We start from the raw sequence: 18,954 nt of genomic DNA on the forward strand, positions 1-18,954 counted from the left end.
CGATGGAACGATGTCAAACTGGGGGGCACATACGTCAGCCCTGGCTACGCTATCCACAGAGATCAAGTGCAATGCGGCCGATATCGCACTCGGGTTCTTGCTCCGTTCGCCCTTAGCGTACGATTTTGAGCAGTTCTTGTTCCGACCCCTTCCGGCCTGGGCGCTCGCCAACGCCGGCGCGCAGAGCGAGGCCGACGCCGCTTTCCAGGCCGGAGCTGCTTTGGGCGCGCTTGACACGCTTGCCCGCGCACAGCCTGCCTGGGCTGGCGCGTGGCGGCAGCGGCTGGCGCTGAAATGCGCCGCCGCCAGCATGCGGCTGGCCGGCCGCGCCGAGGACGAAGCCGCCTTGCGCGACGCCTGGCAACTTTGCCCGGCCGGCGCCGAGCCCGGTCCCGCCGGCGCAATTTTTGGCGCTTGGCGCCAGCTGGCGCTGCAGCCGCCGGCGGTCAGCGCCGATCGGCTGGCAAAAGTGGTCGAGATGCTCGGGCTCGCCTGGGATGATGAGGCGCTCGCCGACCTCTCCACGAAGATCGAGGACGTGGCGGGCTCGCAGCGGCCAGCGCCGTTCGCCGCGGCGGCAATCGCCGCCCGCGTCGTCGCCATGCGCCCCGATGCCGAGCTGTTGGCCTGGTGGCTCGCCGACCTGGTGCTGGCGCAAAACCTGCGCTGGCCGCGGCCGCTGCCGCTGTTGATGGCGCAGGTTTTTGGCCCGGCCTTCCGCACAGAGGGCGGCGGCCAGCGCATCCGACCCGGCGGAAAAGGTTTCGAGCGCGCGGTCTGCGTCGCCCTGGTTCATGCAGCGACTGAGGCCTGCCGGCTGGCCAGCGAGCTGGCGCGCCGTGCCGAAAGGCTCATGGCGGTGACGCCGAAACTGCGCGCCAAGGGCGCCGACGACGTGATTTTTTTGCTCCTGAATGAAGATGCCGTCTCCGGATCGCTCGTGACAAAGAACCTGTCGCGCTTCGCGGCGCGGCGCCTGTTCGAGCGGCTGCAACAACTCGAGGCCGTGCGCGAGCTGTCGGGCCGCGCCAGCTTCCGGCTTTTTGGGCTGTAGCGATGAGCCAGGCCTCCGTCCGTCGCAAGCCGAACGAACAGCCGGCGCTGGTCGACACCGAGCTCGAGCACCTGCCGCCGGAACTGCGCTGGCGCGAATGGATGGGCCGGGTGGAAGCGGTGATCTTTGCGGCAAATGAACCGGTGCCGCGCGAGGTGCTGGCGCGCGTCGTCGGCAAGAGCTGCAATCTCGACCTGGTCATTGACGACATCCGCGCCGAGCTCGCCGGCCGCCCCTATGAGCTGGTCGCGGTCGCCGGCGGCTGGCAGCACCGGACCAAGAAGGTTTTTGGCGATGCTATCCACGCCGCCTTCGGCAGTGCATTTGGCACGGCCGCGGGGCAGGGGACAAAAGAACTGTCGCAGTCGGAGGCGCTCGTCCTGATGTGCATTGCCTATTTCCAGCCGATCACCCGGGGCGAGCTGTCGTCCTTCTTCGGCAAGGAGGTGTCGCGCGACCTGATCGGCGTGCTGCGGGGGCAGGAGCTGATTGCCTCGGGGCCGCGCTCGCCGCAGCCGGGCGCGCCCTACACCTATGTGACGACGAAAAATTTCCTGTCGCAGTTCGGGCTCGACACGCTGCGTCAGCTGCCGGATTTCGAGGCGCTGGAGGACGCAGGGCTGCTATCGAAGGAAAAGCTGTTGGCCGGCGGGATGCCGCAGTTTTTCTCTGATCAGCAGGACGCCGACGTCGAAATTGCCGATTAGCTTAGTCCGGGCTGTCATTATCCTGACAAAGCACATGGTCCACCGGCCAAGCGCGGTCGACGTCTACCGATGACCGGATGTACCGATGCATCACGAGAAGCCTCTTGAGATGTGCGGGTCTTCCAGAGCCCAATCGTCGGCCCTCCTCGCGGGGGCTTGACCTCTAACGCTACAGGAACTGCTCACCGGTTGATCGGACTACATCTCGATCCAAAGGTGATCGATCAGTATGGGTTCAAGGCCAGCGACTCTTTCATGCATCGACTGGAGCGAGGCAACCCGTGCTCCACTATCGTGCGATGCCAACCCCAATTTGTCACTGAGGGACCAGCCTTGAACGGCAGCGGTGACCAACCCGTTGATCCACGCGTCGAGCTCTGAGCGCCAGTGAGAAATGTCTTGATGCTGGACGTAGCCAATCATAGCGGCGCGGCTGAGCGGATCGCCGGTGGAGCGCCGACTGATCGCGTCCTTTCCGAAGCGCGGGCGGCCGTCCTTGCAGCTGGCTACAGGGAGGTCGAATATTTGGAACTGCGGGCGGAAGACGATCTGGAGCCACTGCAGCTTTTCGACAGGCCCGCGCGACTTCTCACGGCGGCTTGGCTCGGTCAGACGCGGCTGATCGACAATGTCACGGTTCTGTCGCGGTAAGCGACTGCCGAGGTATTCAGCGCGGCCGCCGCCTGAGTCGAGGTTGCCGAAGCTCAGGCGGCGCCCTCCAGTCGAGAAACTGCGGTGGCGACGTGGTAGGCGGCGAGCGCGGCGTCGGGTTCGTATAATCAAATGGAAAGCGACCGGTGCGTCACCTCACCGCGTCTTCTGCTCTTCGATGATCAGGGCGGCCAGGCGGAAGAAAGCATGCGCCATTTTTGTCCACGGAAGTAGGATGAAGAAGGCGAAGACGGATCCCAGATGGAGCACCAGTAACGGTGAGACAGCAGCGGTTCCGGATGCGGCGTAGAGGACGAGACCCGTCATCGCGATCAGGAACAGGAGGATGACGAAGGCCATTTCGCCGCCCCATACGCGCTTGGGTCCCAGCTCCGGATCGGATCTCAGCTTCAAGAGCGCAAGCGCCACCGTTCCCAGCGTCAGGAGGATGCCGCCGGAGACGCCAAGCAGCTTGGGCGGACTCCAGATCGGATAGGGTGCCGGAACGTCCAGTATGTAATGCATCAGCGTGGCAACTGACGTCGCGGCAAAGCAAAGGAGAAAGCCGTACATAGTCGCCTGGTGGGCGTGGCGGCGCGCGTTTGTGTAGCGGTCTTCCTTCTCGAAGTTGCACCCCTGGCCCTGACCCCCGGCGAGGTTCTTCAGCTTCGCGGCCGAGGCAAACGCACCTCGGAGGTGAGCGAAGGTGATGCGGCGCCCTCCCGTCTCGCTCCAGTATCGGCGGAGGCCGATCGCGAGGCCCACGAAGGGGAGGAGGAAGGCAGGGACGAATATTGCGATCATCGTGTTGTGAGACATGTAGGCGTAGAAGCCTTCACCGTCCTGTGGGCCAAGCGCCCTCATGGCCCAGAAGATCAAGGCTATGCCCAGACCCAGCGCGGCAATGATTGCTACACCCCTTTTGTGGAACGCACGCGCAAGCGGAGCTGGCCAGACGTGCCGCTCCCAGCTGTCCTGCCTAACTTCGCCGAGCGCGGCGGGGATATTCAGCGCAAATTCGTGCGGCGCGACGTATTGGCACGAATAATAGCATCCTCTGCAGTTGTGACAGAGATTGGCCAGATGGCTGATGTCTCCACTGGCGAACGCGTTGGAACGCGTCATGGCCGGAAAGACTGAGCAGAAGCCCTCACAATAGCGGCAGGCGTTGCAGATCTCCAGCTGGCGGCGCGCCTCGTCGAGCAGGCATGACGTCGTTTCCGGGAAAGCCGGATCGGAAATGCGCAACCAAGCGGTGTCATTAGTGGCCTGATAGGACATGGGCGGCCGCCTCCCTTCCCGCAATGCGTCCGAACACGGTGCCGATCGTCATGCCGAACCCGGCCAGATAGCCCTGGCCCAGGATTGACCCTGCGATCATTTCGCCGGCCGCCCAGACGTTCACAAGCGGCCGGTCCGGCCTTTGAACCAGGGCTCGGTCAGAAATTTTCAGTCCGAGATAGGTGAAGGTCACGCCGGGCCGCAGTGCGTAGCCGTAGTAGGGCGGGGTATCGATCGGCCGCGCCCAGTTGGTCTTCGGCGGCGTCAAGCCTTGGTGTCGCGCTGCATTCAAACACGAGACTCTACGTGCAATGGATCAAGGGCTTAGCATTGTACTTAAATTGAGAATTTGCATTTAATTTGAGAATCGCGCTTGGGAGACCGGTAATTTCTCTGGGGTGAACACGGGTTGTTAGGCCCAACCGGTCCATGACCGTCGCCTTTGTTCAAGGAGGCGATGGCGTGGCGGTGGAGTGGACGATCACGATCGAAGGGAAGAACGAATTCGGCAACGTTTGTCGTGAGCAAGTCCGGATTGGGAAGAGCTGGGAGCGATTGTCCGACGGTGAGATCGGTTTCTCGATCGAAGAGGGCAAGAAGGTCATGGCGGCGCTGCAGAGCGCGGTCGTGAACCACGAGGCAGAGACATATGCCCTTTTTCGTCGGGTTTGCCCGGACTGCCACACATTCCGACCGGTAAAGGACTACACAACGCGTCGGATCCGGAGCGTCTTCGGCGCCATTGAGGTTAGCAATCCGCGTTGGATGCTGTGTCGAGAGTGCTATCCGGGCATGGTCGGCGCCTTTACGCCGCTGAAGGAAATTTGCCCTGACCAGGCGACGGCCGAGCTAATGGAAATGACGGCGCGGCTGGCAAGCATGATGCCGTACCGGCAGGCGGCGCAGGTGCTCGCCGAGTTCCTGCCCGTTGAACCGACGGAGAAGCATGCGACGGTGCGAAAGCGCACCATCAGGATCGGCGAGCGGCTCGACAACCAGATCGCGCAGGAAACAGGGCGCGCGAGGTCTCAAATCAATGATCGGCGCCAGCTCGAGATGCACCTTCCGGGGGGGTGCTGTCAAATTGATTTTTCGTCAACGGTCTTGGGGTAGCCGGGTCGCATGAGCAGCACGGCCCCGACCTACAGGAACCACCGCTTTCCGATCGAGATTGTCGCCCGTGCTGTCTGGCTTTACATGCGGTTCAACGTGAGCCTGCGCGAAGTCGAAGACATGATGCTCGAACGCGGAGTCGCCGTCTCCTACGAGACGATCCGCCGCTGGTGCCGAAAACACGGCCCCGACTATGCGCGGCGCCTCCATCGAAAGCCGTCTTCGCCGAGCAATGTCTGGCATCTCGACGAGGTCGCCGTTCGCATCAACGGGAAGAGATGCTGGCTGTGGCGCGCGGTCGACCAAGACGGCTACATCCTCGACGAGATCGTCCAGACACGCAGAAACACCAAGGCGGCCAGGCGTTTGTTGACCCGTCTGCTGAAGAAGCAGGGCATGACGCCAAAGCGGCTGATCACCGATAAGCTGCGTTCCTATAAGGCGGCCGCCCGCCAGGTCATGCCCGGCGTCGAGCATCGCTCGCACAAGGGTCTGAACAATCGGGCGGAGAACTCTCATCTGCCGTTTCGAAAACGGGAACGAACACGGCAAGGGTTCCGGTCGGTCGACTCGCTGCAGCAATTCGTGTCGACCTTTTCCGCCGTCCGCAACCTCTTCGTCCCACCCCATTCCATCAGGTCCGCCGCCCAGATCCGAGCCCATCGCCACAAAGTCATTGCTGAATGGAACGTCGTGGCTTTGCTCGTTGCCTGAATGCGAAAGCTCGGCCCTTCTGCGTCCTCTCGCCAAACAATGTGACAGCACCCCGAATAGCTCTCCTCGACGATCCGCAACTTCTCCTCCTCCGACCAGCGGCGCCGGTGGCCAGTGTCAACAATCTCGAGCCGAGTGACTTGGAGACAGTCAGTAGCGATATCCATACCGACCGTCAGCTACACCATCCGTTCGCCGGCAAGGCGGCCGCTGTCGGACGCGTACCCTCGTCGGTGCGGCCAAAGCGACCAATCGGAGTGAGCTACAGCCAGGTCGCCTCGTCGCAGTTCGCGTCCGACGTCATTTCCGTATCGATGTAGGCAGGCGCCTCATGACACAGGTGCGGGGCAGTTATAGCGCGCAATGGATGTGAGCCATCATCAACGAACAAGGCTGGTGTGGCCAAGCCCGAAGATAAGGTCTCTTTTCGACTACCACCAGGTAGTTCGAGCTACCCTGCAAGTGCCTCGGCCACGAAGGTGGCGCCCAGTGCCGCGCCTTGCGCCGTGATCGTGTGCCCCACCCCCGGCAGGATGTGGCTGCGGGCATCGAGGCCCAGTTTGCAAAGCGCTGCAACCGTTTCGGTCGAGTTGACAGCCGGTATCACCGGATCGGCCCCGCCATGCACTGCCAGAACGCGTGGTGACCCGGCCGGTGTGAAAGGCTGCGGCGATGCAAGGCGGCCGGAGTAGGCGACGACGGCGCCAACCGGCCAGCGCCCGGAAGCGATGGCGTCGAGCGCTATGATCGCCCCCTGCGAAAAGCCGACGAGGGCCACACGTTCGAGTTGGGCGAGCAGTCCGTGCTGTTCGATGGTGCCGCGCAGGACGTCGTCGAACGCGGGCCTTGCCGCAACGATGCGCTGCGGCCGGTTGGCTTCTGTGACAGCGGAGACGCTAAACCATTGCCGGCCGCCGCCGCCACCGTCGAAGGGGAACGGGCCGTCCGGTGCCGCAAACGCGGCTGCCGGCAGCGATGGCTGCCAGGCCTGGGCGAGCGGCATGAGATCGGCGCCACGGCTGCCGATGCCGTGCAGGAAGACAACGAGGCTCTTGGAAGGGGAAGCGGTCACCGTGATTTGCCTGTTTCCGTATCGGCCGAACCGTCGGTCAAAGCCCGAGATCGCTGAGGTCGGGGCCATCCGGCACGATGCCATTCGGGTTGAGCGACTTGATCGAATAGTAGCCCTTCTTGATGTGGTCGATGTTCACCGTGTCTCGGACGCCAGGGATCTCGAGAACCCGCTTGAGATAAGCGGCCAGATTTGCGTACTCGGACAGGCGCCTCAGATTGCACTTGAACAGACCGTGATAGGCCGCATCGAAACGCACCAATGTCACGAACAGGCGGATATCGGCCTCGGTCAACTGGCTACCGACGAGGAACGGTCTATCGACAAGTCGATTCTCCAGTTCATCCAGCATTGTGAAGACACCGCGATATGCTTCACGATAGGCGACCTGGGTCGTGGCGAAGCCGGCGCGGTAGACTCCGTTGTTGAGTGCCGGGTAGATGCGTTCGTTTAGCGCGTCGATGTCTGCGCGCAGGGCTTGCGGATAGAGGTCGATGCTCTGGTCGGCGAGGCCGCCGAACCCTGAATTGAACATCCGCACGATCTCGGCGGACTCGTTGTTGACGATCGTCTTGCGCTTCTTGTCCCACAGTACTGGCACGGTGGCACGGCCAGTGAAATCGTCATCTGCCAGGCTGTAAAGTTCGTGCAGATAGGTCGCACCATTGAGTTCGTCCCGGTCGGCGCCGGGATAGTCGCCGAAGCGCCAGCCCTGATCGGTCAGTGCCGGTTCCACCACCGAGACCGATATGACGTCTTCGAGCTTCTTCAATTTGCGGGCGATCAGGGTGCGCGAAGCCCAAGGGCAGATCAACGCGACATAGAGATGATAACGCCCGGCCTCAGCGGCAAAGCCGGCTTCGCCGGTTGGCCCGGCGCTGCCGTCAGGGGTGATCCAGTTGCGGAAACTGGAAATCTGGCGAACGAAGCCGCCCTTGTCGTCCTTGGCCTGGACCGGTTGCCAGTCTTCGGTCCATTTTCCGTTTACAAGCATGAGGCGTGTCCGTTCAAAGGAAAGGCGGCTTGGGCACGGTGGTATCCTCACCGCATCCCGAGTTGCGATCAGCTACGCACTTTCTGCAGGGCGTAGGCGCCGTTGCCCAGCAGCGCCAAAGAGGCAAGGGCGACCGTCCAGAAAGCCGGAAACTCCCAGCCGCCGTTGGGGTTGCTGAAGAAGAAGCCGGCTGCGCCATGCGGCGCATAGATCGAGCCGAGCAGGATCGGTACCAAGGCGACGGATACCCAGCGTGTCCACACGCCAACAATCAAGGCGAGACCGCCAAAAAGCTCCGCCGCGATCACGAGATAGGCAAGCGGTCCGGGAAAGCCGAGGCTCTCAAAGAACGCGGCTGTACCTGCCGGTGTAAAGATGAAGATCTTCAAACCTGCATGGGCGAGAAAAAGGATGCCCATGCTGGCGCGCAAAAGAAGAGCGGCGAGATTGGCGTTCGTTGTATCGTTCATGGTTGTAGCTCTTGATGTCTGTTGTAATGGGAGGTCAGGCTGCGGTCTGCCAGGCGGGGGCGATGTCGGTGCCGAAGCCGCGCATGTAACCGAGCACGATGTTGAGGCCGGCGACCGGCTCGAGATAGCGCGCGACACTCAGTCCGCCGACCTGCACGGGAACGAAGCCGGACTTGGCTACGATAGCTTCGACCACGTCGTTTGCGGCCTGTTCGTCGCCAGCGATGAAGACGGTGGCAGGCTTGTCGCCGACCTTGCCGCCCGCCTGCAGCACCGAAGCGAAGACGGTGTTGAACGCCTTGACCACCTTAGCCTTCGGGGCGAGCTTTTGAATCTCCTCGCCGGCGCTGGTCGTATGGCCGATCGTGAGGCCAGCGTAGTCAGCGGTCAGCGGGTTGGTGATGTCTATGACAGTCTTGCCTGCAAGGCCCCCTGCTGCGGCGATCGCTTCGCCGGCGGCGTCGAACGGAACGGCGAGAACGACGATATCAGCATTGCCGGCCGCAGAAGCGATGTCGGTGCCTGACACGTTGCCGCCCAGTCCGCCAGCGGCTTCGCTGGCTTTGGCGGCATCGCGCGACCCGAACGTGACGGAATAGCCAGCCTTGGAAAATACACCTGCAAGGCCTTTTGCCATGTTGCCGGTTCCGATGATCGCAATGGTCATGATGTTGTCTCCTTGAGCAAAGCACTGATCAGTGCCTATTGCATGGAGATAGCGGTTTTCCATCAGGGAGATTATCCCTTCAAATGGCAGCTATTTAATTCCAGATTGGAATGAATGGCCGACTACCAGCCCTTGTCCCATTCCGGCTCGCCGCGAAAACAAGCCACCAGGAAGTCCACAAAGACCCTGACCTTGATGGCCAAATACAGGCCGGGCGGGTAGAGGGCATAGATGGCGAGCGGATCTGTTTCGAATTCGCGCAATAAGGGCACTAATCGCCCGGCATGGAAGCGCGGCCCGGCGATGAAGCTCGGAGCCCGCGTTACACCGAGGCCTGCCTCGGCGGCCGCCAGGGCAACCTCAGCATTGGAAAAGCGCAGCCGCCCAGCGACCCCGATGGATGTCTCCCCGCCGTCCGGCTCGCGAAAAAGCCATACGCCAGGTTCGCGGAAATTCGTGTCGATGATGCAGTCATGAGAAACCAGGTCGGCAGGCACGCGAGGCATTTCATGCTCGCGCAGATACGCCTCGGACGCACAAGCAACGATGCGTGCTTCGCACAGGCGACGAGCTATGAGACTGGAATCCGCAGGACTACCGATGCGAATCGCGACGTCGAAGCCTTCATCTACCAAACTGACGACCCGGTCCGAGAAATTGACATCGAGTTCGATCTGAGGAAACTGTTTGGCAAATTCGACCAGGACCGGCGCCAGTTGGGTCGCACCGAACGACACGGGGGCAGTGACCCGCAGGCGTCCGCGCGGTGTGCTGGAGACATTGCGCACGGCCTCCTCAACCGCATCGAAATCAGCGAGCAGAACTCTCATGCGCTCGAAGTAGGCTCGCCCGGCCTCCGTCGCGGCAAGCGCACGCGTCGTTCGGTTGAGCAGGCGAACGCCGAGTTCGTGTTCGAGCCGCGAAACAAGCTTCGACGCCTGACCAGGGCTGGTGCGCAGCCGCTCGGCGGCTCGGGCAAAGCTGCCCGCTTCCATCACCGCAACGAACATTCGGTCGCATTCAAGCCGGTCCATCTCTAAGTGTCCGCTCCAAAAAGAGGTGAGTGATTTCAGCGGTTGTGATTCTGTCTGATTGCTGAGAATTCGACGGAGACCACGATGCCTTGGACCGAAACCACTCGGCCGCAGTATGAGCGGCGCTGCCCACGCTACGCAAGCGATCTGACCGACGCGGAATGGACGCGGATCGAACCGCAGATGCCGTCGGCCAACCGTATCGGCCGGCCGCGCAAGACGAACCTACGTGAATTGGTGAACGCGCTTTTGCATATGGCCTCTTCGGGCGGTGCGTGGCGTCTCTTGCCGAAGGATTTCCCGCCCTTCTCGACAGTGCAGAAATATATCTACCGCTGGCGTGACGGGGGCCTGTTTTCGCGCCATCAACAATGAACTGGTGATGGTCGCGCGCGAAAGGGAAGGCCGCGAGGCATCTCCGACGGCCGGCGTCATCGACAGATGGGATATTCGGCTTGAGCCTCATCGTTTGGCGGTAATGCCATCAAGGTGCTGCGCTTCGAGCTGATGATAAAACGTGGTCGGTTCGCTGGCCACAAGCCATCAGGAAGGAGAAGCGCAGCATGAAACATTGTGCAGGATTGGACGTCTCGGTGAAGGAGACCGCAATTTGCATCGTCGACGAAAAGGGCACAGTGTGCCGCGAGGTGAAGGTGTTGACCCATTCCGGGGATATTGCGCGGGTGCTCAAGGAGACCGCCTGGCGGTTGGAACGCGTCGGGCTTGAAGCCGGACCTTTGTCGCAATGGCTGTTCGAAGGCCTTGCCAAAGCCGGCCTGCCGATGATCTGCATTGAGACACGTCACACCAAGGCATTCTTGAAGGCGCAGGTGAACAAGACCGACCGCAATGATGCGCGCGGGATCGCGCAGATGATGCGGGTCAATCTGTTCCGCCCAGTGCATGTCAAGACCCTGACGAGCCAGAAGCGCCGGGCGCTGCTAACGGCACGCAAGCTCTTAAAGGACAAGGCGATTGCTATCGAGAACGACATCCGCGGGCTGTTGCGCAACTTCGGTCTCAAGGTTGGCAAGGTCGGTGCGGTCAAGTTTGAGGAGCGGATCCGCGAGCTCACCGAAGGCATGCCCGATCTGGTCGAGATCGTCGAACCGTTGCTCGACGCTCGCGGCAAGCTGCGCCAGAATTATGCAACCCTGCACCGCAAGCTTCTGGCGATCGTCCGGGACGATGAGGTTTGCCGGCAGCTGATGTCGATCCCCGGTGTCGGCCCCGTCGTGTCGCTGGCCTACACCGCGACGATCGATATCCCCGCCCGCTTCCGCAACTCCAAGGCGGTCGGTCCGATTTTGGGCCTGACGCCGGCGCTCCATGAATCGGGTGAAAGCCGCCGGGTGGGCGGGATCCCGTTATGCGGCGACGGCATGCTGCGAACGTTGCTCTACGAGGCCGCGCAGACCCTGCTGACGCGGGTGACGAAATGGTCATGGCTGAAGGCCTGGGCGATGGACGTCGCCAAGCGGCGCGGCCAGCAGAAAGCCATCGTTGCGCTCGCCCGCCGGCTGGCGGTGATCATGCATCGCATCTGGAGCGACGGCACACAGTTCCGCTGGACCAGGACGGAGATCATGCCAGTCGCCGGCTGAACAATTGATAAACATCGCCCCCCGATAGACGACCGATAGACGGGGATGACACCAGTTCCACCCACTGGTGGAAAAGCTGTCCTTCGCGGGACGAGGATGAGGTGAGTTCGTCGATTGGCTTGGCTCGATTGTCCCCCATCATCGGGGCAATCAAGGCGCTCGACAGATTGTTCCACCCATTCTTCTGAAATCCCCATAGAGGGCAGGGCCAGAGCGCCGATCCCGGAGAGAAGCAAGGCCCCGCGAAAGACGTCCAATGCCGGCAAAGCGAAAAAGAGCAAGGAGGCGCTTGACCTCAAGACGCCGAATAGAGAAGCCAGTCGGTCAAGACCACCGAAAGCGGTGGAATACGTGGGTTTGACGCCGGCAAGAAGGTCATGGGCCGCAAGCGCCATATTTTTGTCGACACGCTCGGCCTGCTGATCGGTCTCGTCGTCCATGCCGATGTCCAGGGCCGCGACAGCGCGCCTACCGTCCTGAAATCGATCCTCAAACGTTGGCCCTGGCTGCGCCATGTCTTTGCCGATGGTGGCTCTGCCGGCCCCAAGCTGAGGGGAGCGCTGCAACAGGTCGGCAAAATTCACGCTGGAGATCATCAGACGCTCCGATAGCTCCAAAGGTTTCGAGGTTCTGTCGCGACATTCGCATGGCTCGGCCGCTGCCGAAGGTTGGCCAAGGACTTCGAGCGCACCATCGCCTCTGCCGAGGCATGGGTCTTCATTGCCAACATCCGCCTCCTCACCCGCCGGCTTGCAAAGTCTTGAAAAATCAGCACCCTTTATGATTCAGACACTGAGACCTGTCAGCCCGTGCAAGAGCAAGGGTCTGCGTCCGCCGTCCCATCAAACCCGAACAGTCGCCTGGGCCGCAAGCGAAGCCCGATTAGGCAAGGATAGGAGAAGATGGAAGCACCTGTTGTGGTGCTCGATGTCTCAATGGATCGGCTCGACGTGCATGTCGCACCGTCGGGATGATGCGGCCGGCGTAGAGGCACTGACGGATCGGCTTGCCGGGCTTAGCGCGGCCGTTGTGGCGCTGGAGGCGACAGGAGGCTTCGAGATGTTTGCTGCGTCGGCGCATTCGGCCGCCGGCTTGCCGGTGGTCGTGGTCAATCCGGCTCAGGTGTGATCGTTTGCCGATGCGCTTGGCAAACGTGCCAAGACCGATACGAACGACGCTGCGGTGATCGCCCGCTTTGCTGCGGCCAGCGGCGTCAAGGCCAGGCACTGGCGGACGACCAAACCCGGCTGTTTGCCGAGTTGGTCACCAGAAGGCGCCAGATTATGGCCATGATCGTGGCCGAGGAGGCCCGCCTCAAGCGTGTCGCCGACCGGCAGCTCAAAAAGAGCATCTCTCGTCTGCTGCTTGCGCTGCGGCGGGAACTGGAGAGCCCGATGAAGATCTCGACAGCCAGGTCTGCGTTTCAGCTGGGCTCGCCGACGCCCAGCTAATCAACTCCCCCAATCCCTCTCTCGCGAGTTCGGTTTCTGAAATCGCGAGGGGATCGAAAATAGGATCGTTCTATCAGGCTTTGCGCGCTTTCTTGACGATGGCCATGAATTCCTTGGCCCGATCTGGATCAACTGGGTTCCAGGTGTTGCCGTCGACTTTGAGAGACGAGCCGACGATACAGCCATCGGCAATGTGCAGGATGTCGGCGACGGTCGTATGGCGTACGCCTGTATTGGCAAGTACCGGCGTGTTGGGCAGGACGCGCTTGACCGCCTCGAGATCCGAGGCGTTGGCGGCCTCGCCAGTAATCGTGCCAGAAACCAGCACAGCATCGGGGATGGACGAGAACACCGCCGAACGGGCGCGGTCGGGTAGGGAGCGACGGTCGAGCGAATCCGCGAATTCGGCCGACACGTTGTCCAGCATGACGAGATCGGAGCGTCCAAGACGGTTGCGATACCGCATGGTCTCGCCGGCATTAGGTGTCCACGGTCCCATGTCTGAGGCGTAGGTGCCAGTCAGTATCTCCCGCATGAAAGATGCGCCGGTGGCCGTTGCGAGCGCCACAGAGCTTTTCGGATCCCAAAGCACATTGACGCCGAAGGGCTTCTCGATCTCGTTCCTCAGGCGCCCGATCACGTAGGCCATCGTGGCCGTGGAGGCGATATCGACATTGAGCTCATAGGGCCGATCATTCTCGTTGCCGAACATCACTGCATCGACATCGGCCGCTTGAAGCGCGGCGAGATCGCGCCGGGCCGCTGCGACAATACCCTCGATACTGGCATCCGCGTCATAAAGCGGGGTTCCCGGCATGGGGTTGAGATGCACCATGGCGATGATCGGCTTGGTGTTGGGGAACAAGGCGGCAAATTTGCTCATGTCATTTCCTTTGATGATGAATCCGGGCCCGTGTAACCTTTACGAAGGCGAGCTTTCCCAAATGGCAGCCGGGATCCGGCTTGCGGCTCCAGATAGTGGCGAAGCGGCTGATGGCCTTGAGTCCGGAGGCGCTGCTTGATGATCGCCACCAATTCGCTGTGGTCGGCGACGACATGATCCAGGTCGGCGAAAGGAACCCGTTCGCTGTGATAACCGACCACGGTCATCCCTGCGGCGCGGGCTGCCTGGGCTCCTGTGATGCTGTCTTCGACCGCGATGACCTCATGCGACACCAGGCCGAGCTTCGCGGCGGCGGTAAGATAGGGCTCGGGATCGGGCTTACCGTGACCGACGTCATTGAGAGCCAGTGTGAAAGCCAATCTGTCGGCGATGCCGAGTGCCGCGACATTGGCATCGACGATCAGGCGATCCGAATTGGAAACGCAAACCTGAATCAGGCCGAGCGAGGCGATCTCCGCGGTCGCTTGCACGGCTCCGGCTATCGGAGCAAGTGTGCGGGTGGCGGCCGCGTAGTGGGTATGAATTGCGTCGAGCCATTGGCGCTCGTTCGTATCGGCCGGCAGGCGCGGGCGAACCGCCGCCCACACATCCAGCATATGAACCCCACGGAACGCGCTTTCAGGAAGATCGGACAGGTCGACGCCGAACTCAAGAGTGCCGACCACAAGAGCGCGGTGATGAAGTGGTTCGCTGTCGATCAGCGTGCCGTCAATGTCCCAGGCAACGGCTTTGATCGTCATGGCCGGCCTCGGTTAAGATGCTTGAGGCTTTCATATACGTCGCGGAAGCGCCGATAGCCGCTCTCATAGATCGCAGCGTTGCCGGGGTTGGGGTGCAGGGCCTCGCCATGTTCGACGAAGACGCCGACACCCGACCAATCCTTTGTCTGGCCGGTGCCGATGGCGGCCGCCCATGCGGCACCGAGCGAGGAGCCGGGATGGCCCTTGAGTAGTTGGATCGGGGCTTGCAGGATGTCCGCCACAATCTGCATCCAGATACGGCTGTTGGCTCCTCCATCGGAGGCCAGATACTGCACCGGCTGATGCCCCATATCGGCATCGGTACATTATTGGGACACGGATATACGGTAGACAGGCTCTACCTACGCAGATCCTGAACGCCGAGTTCCTTCCACATCCACTCGAAACTATAGGTTGCCATTGGATCGGCAGGGTCCGGCTGGCTTGCGGACTGGTTTTCGAGATATTTGAGCCATTCGGCGACCTTCTGCCGACCAGCGGCTGACTTTGCGGCCTGACGTGGCGTTTTGTTGCCGAGCATGCCGACCGGCTGGTCCAGCGTTTCACGATATTGCCGGTCCATGAACTGGTGGACGACCTGCTCGGCAATTTCGGGCGGGACTTCCGAAGTTGCTTCTCCGCGTTCGCGAGGCGGTCGTTCGGCCATCATCTGCTCGACGGTGCGGATTTCGGTCAGCGGCGTGCCGACAATATCGCCGAGCGCTTGTCGGATCAGCATTGTCCCCTTCTCCGCCCGCGCGGCGGAGTTGGTTGACAGGTGTAGGAACCGCCCCTTCAGCTCCACATTACCCAGCACGCGCTGACCGTTATCCATGGTTGCGTCGAAGGAAAGCGCGTCGGCCTGTTTCTCCTTCTTTCTGCCGTTCGGCTTGTCCTCGAGCCAGTTCCAGAACTTTGCGTTCACCTGCGCCATCGCCGGAATGGCGTTCACCTGCGCGGCGACATCCTTCTGTGTTACGCCATTCGTCAGCGGAAACCTGACATCATGGAACATGAGGTCGTCGCCGTCCGAGTTCTGCATCGGTGGAAGCCCCATGGCTCGATCGAGCGTGTCGAACAGCCATGAGAGCGTGAACATGGAAGCGACCGACTGCAGGTCCTGGTCCGCAACGGCAGCGAGCTTTTTTGCGCCCTTCTTTCCAAATACCTGCCGCAGACCGTCGAACAACGCGTCGGTAGCCTGTGGCGTATAAGGCAGCAATCCGCCGGCGAAAATGTTCTTGCCAAGGACCGGCACAATACGAGCGGCGATCCTGTCCCATTGCTTCAGGGTCTGCGTTGCCGTGCCCTCGCTAACGGTTATCGGCTCGCCGCCGCGGATGAGATCACGCGCCATGAGCGATTTGCCGGGCACGATGTCGCTCACCTCGTAGAGGCTCATGACCGATGTCCGAAGCGCCTTCATATAGGCTTTCGTCTGTGCGCCCTCCTTCCAGCCGCGACGCTTGAGATACTCGTCGACGATATTGCCGCCCTGGACATCGAACTCCTGCGTCAGGAAATCCTCGAACGCGCACCCCCACAGCGTCATGGCCCAGTCGTTGCCGAGAATTTCGGCAAGGTCATCGAACTCCATGTCTCCGGCCTTGAGCACCGGGCCGAAGTGATCGTCGAACACCTCCTCAAAACACCCACGCCACTCATCGCGGGCCAGGAACTTCATCAACCCCTTGAGATCATGGCTGGCTGGCATTGTCGGTCTCCAGGTTCTGGCGATATTCGGCGACGATACGCGAGACTGTTGGCTCGCTGACGTCATACAGCCTCGCCATCTCGGCGCCGCTCTTGCGGCCGGACAGGACGCTTTCGGCGATTTCGCGCCGTTTCTTCGGATCAAGCTTTCTGCGGCGTCCGCCGATCCTGCCTTCGGCGCGGGCCTGCGCGAGCCCGGCCGTGGTCCGCTCCCGGATCATGGCGCGCTCGAACTCGGCAAAGGATCCCACCATCTGCATCATCATACGGCCGGCCGCCGTCGTCGTGTCGATCGCCTCGGTCAATGAACGAAACCCCGCACCGGCACTGGTGATCCTGTCCATCAGGTGGAGAACATCCTTCAGCGAGCGCGACAGGCGATCGAGCTTCCAGACGACGACGGTGTCGCCATCACGCAACTGATCGAGCATGCGGTGAAGCTCGGGACGTTCCCAGCGCCCGCCCGATGCCTTCTCCTCGAAGACGCGCTTGCAACCGGCCTCGGCCAGCGCCCTGGCTTGAGCCTTGTTCGACTGTTCGTCGCCTTTGCTCACGCGGGCGTAGCCGATCAGCATGGGCGCCCTTTCAATAACGGTCGTTTGCGGAACTGCGGCAGTCCTGCTGACGAATCAGGATGAAAATCCTTTCATAATCCTCTTTCAATGAGAGGTCGAAAGGCAAGCGGTTTTTGTAAGGAGACAACATGCCCGCCCGCATATCCATGACGAAGAAACAGCGCGACGCGCTGCTGGCATTGCCGGAGACTGAAAACGAGGTCGTTCGCCACTATACGCTGGACGCTAAAGATCTCACCGCTATAGCCAGTAGCCGCACACCGGAAACCCGCCTGAGCCATGCCCTGCAATTGTGCTGCCTGCGTTATCCCGGCAGGCATCTGCGACGCGGGGAGTTCCTGCCCCCGGTCATGCTGGATTATATTGCCGAGCAGATCGGCGCCGACACGGAAGCGATCGCCCGCTTCGCTCGGCGTGGCGCGACACGGTACGAGCAACTGGCTGCGATCAAGCAGCATCATGGTTATCGCGACTTCACGAGACCGGCTCGTTCGATGCTGAGCGATTGGGCCGAGCAAGAAGCTGTGGGCCTGACGGATGGACGCATCCTTCTCGGACGATTGATCGAGAAAATGCGGGAGGAGAAGATCGTCATCCCCGGTGTCACGGTTGTCGAGCGTCTGGCGGCTTCGGCAATGCATGCGGCCGACGGCATGATGGTGACCAAGGTCTGCTCAATGCTCGACGAAGGCCATCGTCATCAGCTGGACGCGCTGCTGGTCGCCAAGACGCATGCCCGTCAGACAAGGCTATCCTGGCTCCGCGAGCCGCCTTCCCGGGTCGGCGCGCGGCCGTTGATCGAGATCCTCGACAAGATCGCTATCGCCCGCTCAACGCTTGACGGTATCGGTACCCTGCCGACTGCTTTTGGCCCTCGCCTGGCACAGATGGCGAAGGAAGGGCTGCTCTACACCTCTCAGGCTTTCCAGCAGATGGGCGTGAACCGGCGCCACACCGTTATGATCGCCACGCTGCGCGAACTCGAGGCCACATTGACCGACGGTGCCCTTTCGATGTTCCAGTCATTGGTGGCGCGGGCGAATCTGCGCGCCAGAAAGCGGCTCGAAGAGACAATTGCCCTCACCGCCGAGCAGGGCCGCACCCGACTGGCGCGTATCGCCGATGTTCTGGAAGCACTCGTCATCTCCGCAAGGGAGAGAGGCGACATCGCTTCCGCCGTGACCGAAATCGCGACCCTCGATACCATCGAAGACGATGCTGCTACCATCCGCCGCTCGCTTCGGCCGGGACGCCCAGACATCATTGGCGAGCTCCCGCGCGAATATCATGTCTTCAGGCAGATCGGTTCCCGCTTTCTGTCGTATTTTGCGTTCGAGGGCAGCCGCGTCGCCAAACCGTTGCTGGATGCCGTCGCCGTTCTTGCGGAAATCGGCGGAGACAAACGCCGGCGACTGCCTGACACGCTACCACTTGCCCACATCGAGCGGCGCTGGCGGCGACATGTCTTCACAAACGGTTCGATTGACCGCACATGCTACGAGCTTGCGACATACTTCGGCCTGGCGAACGCATTGGCGAGCGGAATCGTATGGGTTCCGACCTCACGTATCCACAGGTCGCTGGATGACCTGCTGGCGAATGACAAGACGGACAGCAACGCGTTGCCGGCACATCCGGACGTCGACGCGGACACATACCTGCACGCACGTGCTTCGACACTGGATACCGCCTTGCTGTCAGTGGCCGAGGGATTGGCGGCAAGGGAGCCGATGCTGTTCGCGGGCGGGCGCCTACGCTTTCCAAAGGAGCAGCAAGACGACGTGCAGGACGATAGCGCGGCCGTCATCGGCGCCCTTTACCGCATGATGCCCCACGTCCGCATCACCGATCTCCTCGATCAGGTCAATCTGTGGACGGGCTTTGCGGAGCATTTTACGCATGTATCGACGGGCCTGCCGCCAACTGACATGCGAGCGTTCATGGCGACCCTGATCGCGGAAGCGACGAATCTCGGCCTGTCCCGAATGGCTGAAGTCAGCGGCGCGGGATCACGGCGTGCTCTCCTGCGCATGCAGATGTGGCATATGCGGGACGAAACCTTCCGCGCCGCTCTTGCCAACCTGACGGACGCCATTCACGCGGAGCCGATCGCCGCCTGGTTCGGCGAAGGCTGGCGCGCATCGGCAGATGGACAAGCATTCTATCTCGGCGGACCGGGCGAGGCAGGCGGCGCCATCAACGCCCATTAC

General features: G+C 61.7%; 20 protein-coding genes and 3 pseudogenes. 11 read left to right on the forward strand and 12 right to left on the reverse strand.

The window, feature by feature from the left end; translation table 11 throughout:
* The first annotated feature begins 10 nt into the window (after nt 1–10).
* The 3 genes and pseudogenes from J0I79_RS28895 to J0I79_RS28905 form a co-directional block, all read left to right on the forward strand.
* Nucleotides 11–1,054 (forward strand): DUF1403 family protein, encoded by a 1,044-nt coding sequence (locus tag J0I79_RS28895; RefSeq protein WP_366015440.1) that lies wholly within the window; start codon nt 11–13, stop codon nt 1,052–1,054.
* 2 nt (nt 1,055–1,056) lie between these two features.
* Entirely contained in the window at nt 1,057–1,761 is a 705-nt protein-coding gene (locus J0I79_RS28900) for an SMC-Scp complex subunit ScpB (RefSeq protein ID WP_292867366.1), read from the forward strand.
* A 432-nt stretch (nt 1,762–2,193) separates the two neighbouring features.
* Nucleotides 2,194–2,412: pseudogene (locus J0I79_RS28905) on the forward strand (pantoate--beta-alanine ligase); the annotation flags it as partial.
* Between the two features lie 156 nt (nt 2,413–2,568).
* Here J0I79_RS28905 and tcuB read toward each other — a convergent pair.
* Nucleotides 2,569–3,693, reverse strand: coding sequence for a tricarballylate utilization 4Fe-4S protein TcuB (gene tcuB, locus J0I79_RS28910; protein WP_292867369.1), 1,125 nt, complete (start codon nt 3,691–3,693; stop codon nt 2,569–2,571).
* Complete coding sequence (locus J0I79_RS28915) at nt 3,674–3,961, reverse strand: FAD-binding protein (RefSeq protein ID WP_292867372.1); 288 nt, start codon at nt 3,959–3,961, stop codon at nt 3,674–3,676. The genes tcuB and J0I79_RS28915 overlap by 20 nt, the downstream gene beginning before the upstream one ends.
* A 161-nt stretch (nt 3,962–4,122) precedes the next feature.
* On the opposite strand from J0I79_RS28915, the gene J0I79_RS28920 reads away from it, so the two are divergent.
* Together J0I79_RS28920 and J0I79_RS28925 are read left to right on the forward strand one after the other, a co-directional pair.
* Nucleotides 4,123–4,806, forward strand: a complete 684-nt coding sequence (locus tag J0I79_RS28920) for a hypothetical protein (RefSeq protein ID WP_292867375.1) — start codon at nt 4,123–4,125, stop codon at nt 4,804–4,806.
* 9 nt (nt 4,807–4,815) lie between these two features.
* Nucleotides 4,816–5,520 (forward strand): IS6 family transposase, encoded by a 705-nt coding sequence (locus tag J0I79_RS28925; protein WP_292867378.1) that lies wholly within the window; start codon nt 4,816–4,818, stop codon nt 5,518–5,520.
* Nucleotides 5,521–5,971: 451 nt separating this feature from the next.
* On the opposite strand, the gene J0I79_RS28930 is transcribed toward J0I79_RS28925, so the two are convergent.
* The 5 genes from J0I79_RS28930 to J0I79_RS28950 form a co-directional block, all read right to left on the reverse strand.
* Nucleotides 5,972–6,592, reverse strand: a complete 621-nt coding sequence (locus J0I79_RS28930) for a dienelactone hydrolase family protein (protein WP_292867381.1) — start codon at nt 6,590–6,592, stop codon at nt 5,972–5,974.
* A gap of 37 nt (nt 6,593–6,629) precedes the next feature.
* Entirely contained in the window at nt 6,630–7,586 is a 957-nt protein-coding gene (locus tag J0I79_RS28935; protein ID WP_292867384.1) for a glutathione S-transferase family protein, read from the reverse strand.
* A gap of 68 nt (nt 7,587–7,654) precedes the next feature.
* A complete protein-coding gene (locus J0I79_RS28940; RefSeq protein ID WP_292867387.1) occupies nt 7,655–8,056 on the reverse strand; it encodes a DoxX family protein in 402 nt (133 codons plus the stop codon).
* Nucleotides 8,057–8,090: 34 nt separating this feature from the next.
* Nucleotides 8,091–8,786: an NADPH-dependent F420 reductase gene (locus tag J0I79_RS28945; protein ID WP_292867390.1), complete on the reverse strand. Its 696-nt coding sequence runs from the start codon at nt 8,784–8,786 to the stop codon at nt 8,091–8,093.
* 59 nt (nt 8,787–8,845) lie between these two features.
* Nucleotides 8,846–9,757, reverse strand: a complete 912-nt coding sequence (locus J0I79_RS28950) for a LysR family transcriptional regulator (protein ID WP_292867393.1) — start codon at nt 9,755–9,757, stop codon at nt 8,846–8,848.
* Between the two features lie 84 nt (nt 9,758–9,841).
* On the opposite strand from J0I79_RS28950, the pseudogene J0I79_RS28955 reads away from it, so the two are divergent.
* The 5 genes and pseudogenes from J0I79_RS28955 to J0I79_RS28975 form a co-directional block, all read left to right on the forward strand.
* A pseudogene (locus tag J0I79_RS28955) lies at nt 9,842–10,196 on the forward strand (transposase); the annotation flags it as partial.
* A gap of 124 nt (nt 10,197–10,320) precedes the next feature.
* On the forward strand, nt 10,321–11,361 hold the full coding sequence (locus J0I79_RS28960) for an IS110 family transposase (protein WP_292867396.1): 1,041 nt from the start codon (nt 10,321–10,323) through the stop codon (nt 11,359–11,361).
* Between the two features lie 314 nt (nt 11,362–11,675).
* A pseudogene (locus tag J0I79_RS28965) lies at nt 11,676–12,125 on the forward strand (transposase); the annotation flags it as partial.
* Between the two features lie 190 nt (nt 12,126–12,315).
* Complete coding sequence (locus J0I79_RS28970) at nt 12,316–12,489, forward strand: hypothetical protein (protein ID WP_292867440.1); 174 nt, start codon at nt 12,316–12,318, stop codon at nt 12,487–12,489.
* A gap of 155 nt (nt 12,490–12,644) precedes the next feature.
* The gene (locus J0I79_RS28975; protein WP_292867443.1) at nt 12,645–12,812 is read left to right on the forward strand and encodes a hypothetical protein; all 168 of its coding nucleotides are present in this window, start codon (nt 12,645–12,647) and stop codon (nt 12,810–12,812) included.
* A gap of 73 nt (nt 12,813–12,885) precedes the next feature.
* Here the strand turns inward: J0I79_RS28975 and J0I79_RS28980 are convergent, their stop codons facing one another.
* From J0I79_RS28980 to J0I79_RS29000, 5 genes are read right to left on the reverse strand one after another with little or no spacing between them, the layout of a single operon-like run.
* Entirely contained in the window at nt 12,886–13,695 is an 810-nt protein-coding gene (locus tag J0I79_RS28980; RefSeq protein WP_292867446.1) for a BtpA/SgcQ family protein, read from the reverse strand.
* Complete coding sequence (locus tag J0I79_RS28985; RefSeq protein ID WP_292867449.1) at nt 13,692–14,456, reverse strand: HAD family phosphatase; 765 nt, start codon at nt 14,454–14,456, stop codon at nt 13,692–13,694. Before J0I79_RS28985 ends, J0I79_RS28980 begins: the two co-directional genes overlap by 4 nt.
* The gene (locus J0I79_RS28990; protein WP_292867452.1) at nt 14,453–14,767 is read right to left on the reverse strand and encodes an FGGY-family carbohydrate kinase; all 315 of its coding nucleotides are present in this window, start codon (nt 14,765–14,767) and stop codon (nt 14,453–14,455) included. Before J0I79_RS28990 ends, J0I79_RS28985 begins: the two co-directional genes overlap by 4 nt.
* A gap of 47 nt (nt 14,768–14,814) precedes the next feature.
* Nucleotides 14,815–16,170: a hypothetical protein gene (locus J0I79_RS28995; protein WP_292867455.1), complete on the reverse strand. Its 1,356-nt coding sequence runs from the start codon at nt 16,168–16,170 to the stop codon at nt 14,815–14,817.
* Entirely contained in the window at nt 16,154–16,744 is a 591-nt protein-coding gene (locus J0I79_RS29000; RefSeq protein WP_292867457.1) for a recombinase family protein, read from the reverse strand. Before J0I79_RS29000 ends, J0I79_RS28995 begins: the two co-directional genes overlap by 17 nt.
* Nucleotides 16,745–16,872: 128 nt before the next feature.
* On the opposite strand from J0I79_RS29000, the gene J0I79_RS29005 reads away from it, so the two are divergent.
* Nucleotides 16,873–18,954, forward strand: a 2,082-nt coding sequence (locus J0I79_RS29005; RefSeq protein ID WP_292867460.1) for a Tn3 family transposase, incomplete at its 3' end; no start/stop codon positions are given.

Source organism: Mesorhizobium sp. (assembly GCF_017306585.1).
Lineage (GTDB): Bacteria > Pseudomonadota > Alphaproteobacteria > Rhizobiales > Rhizobiaceae > Mesorhizobium.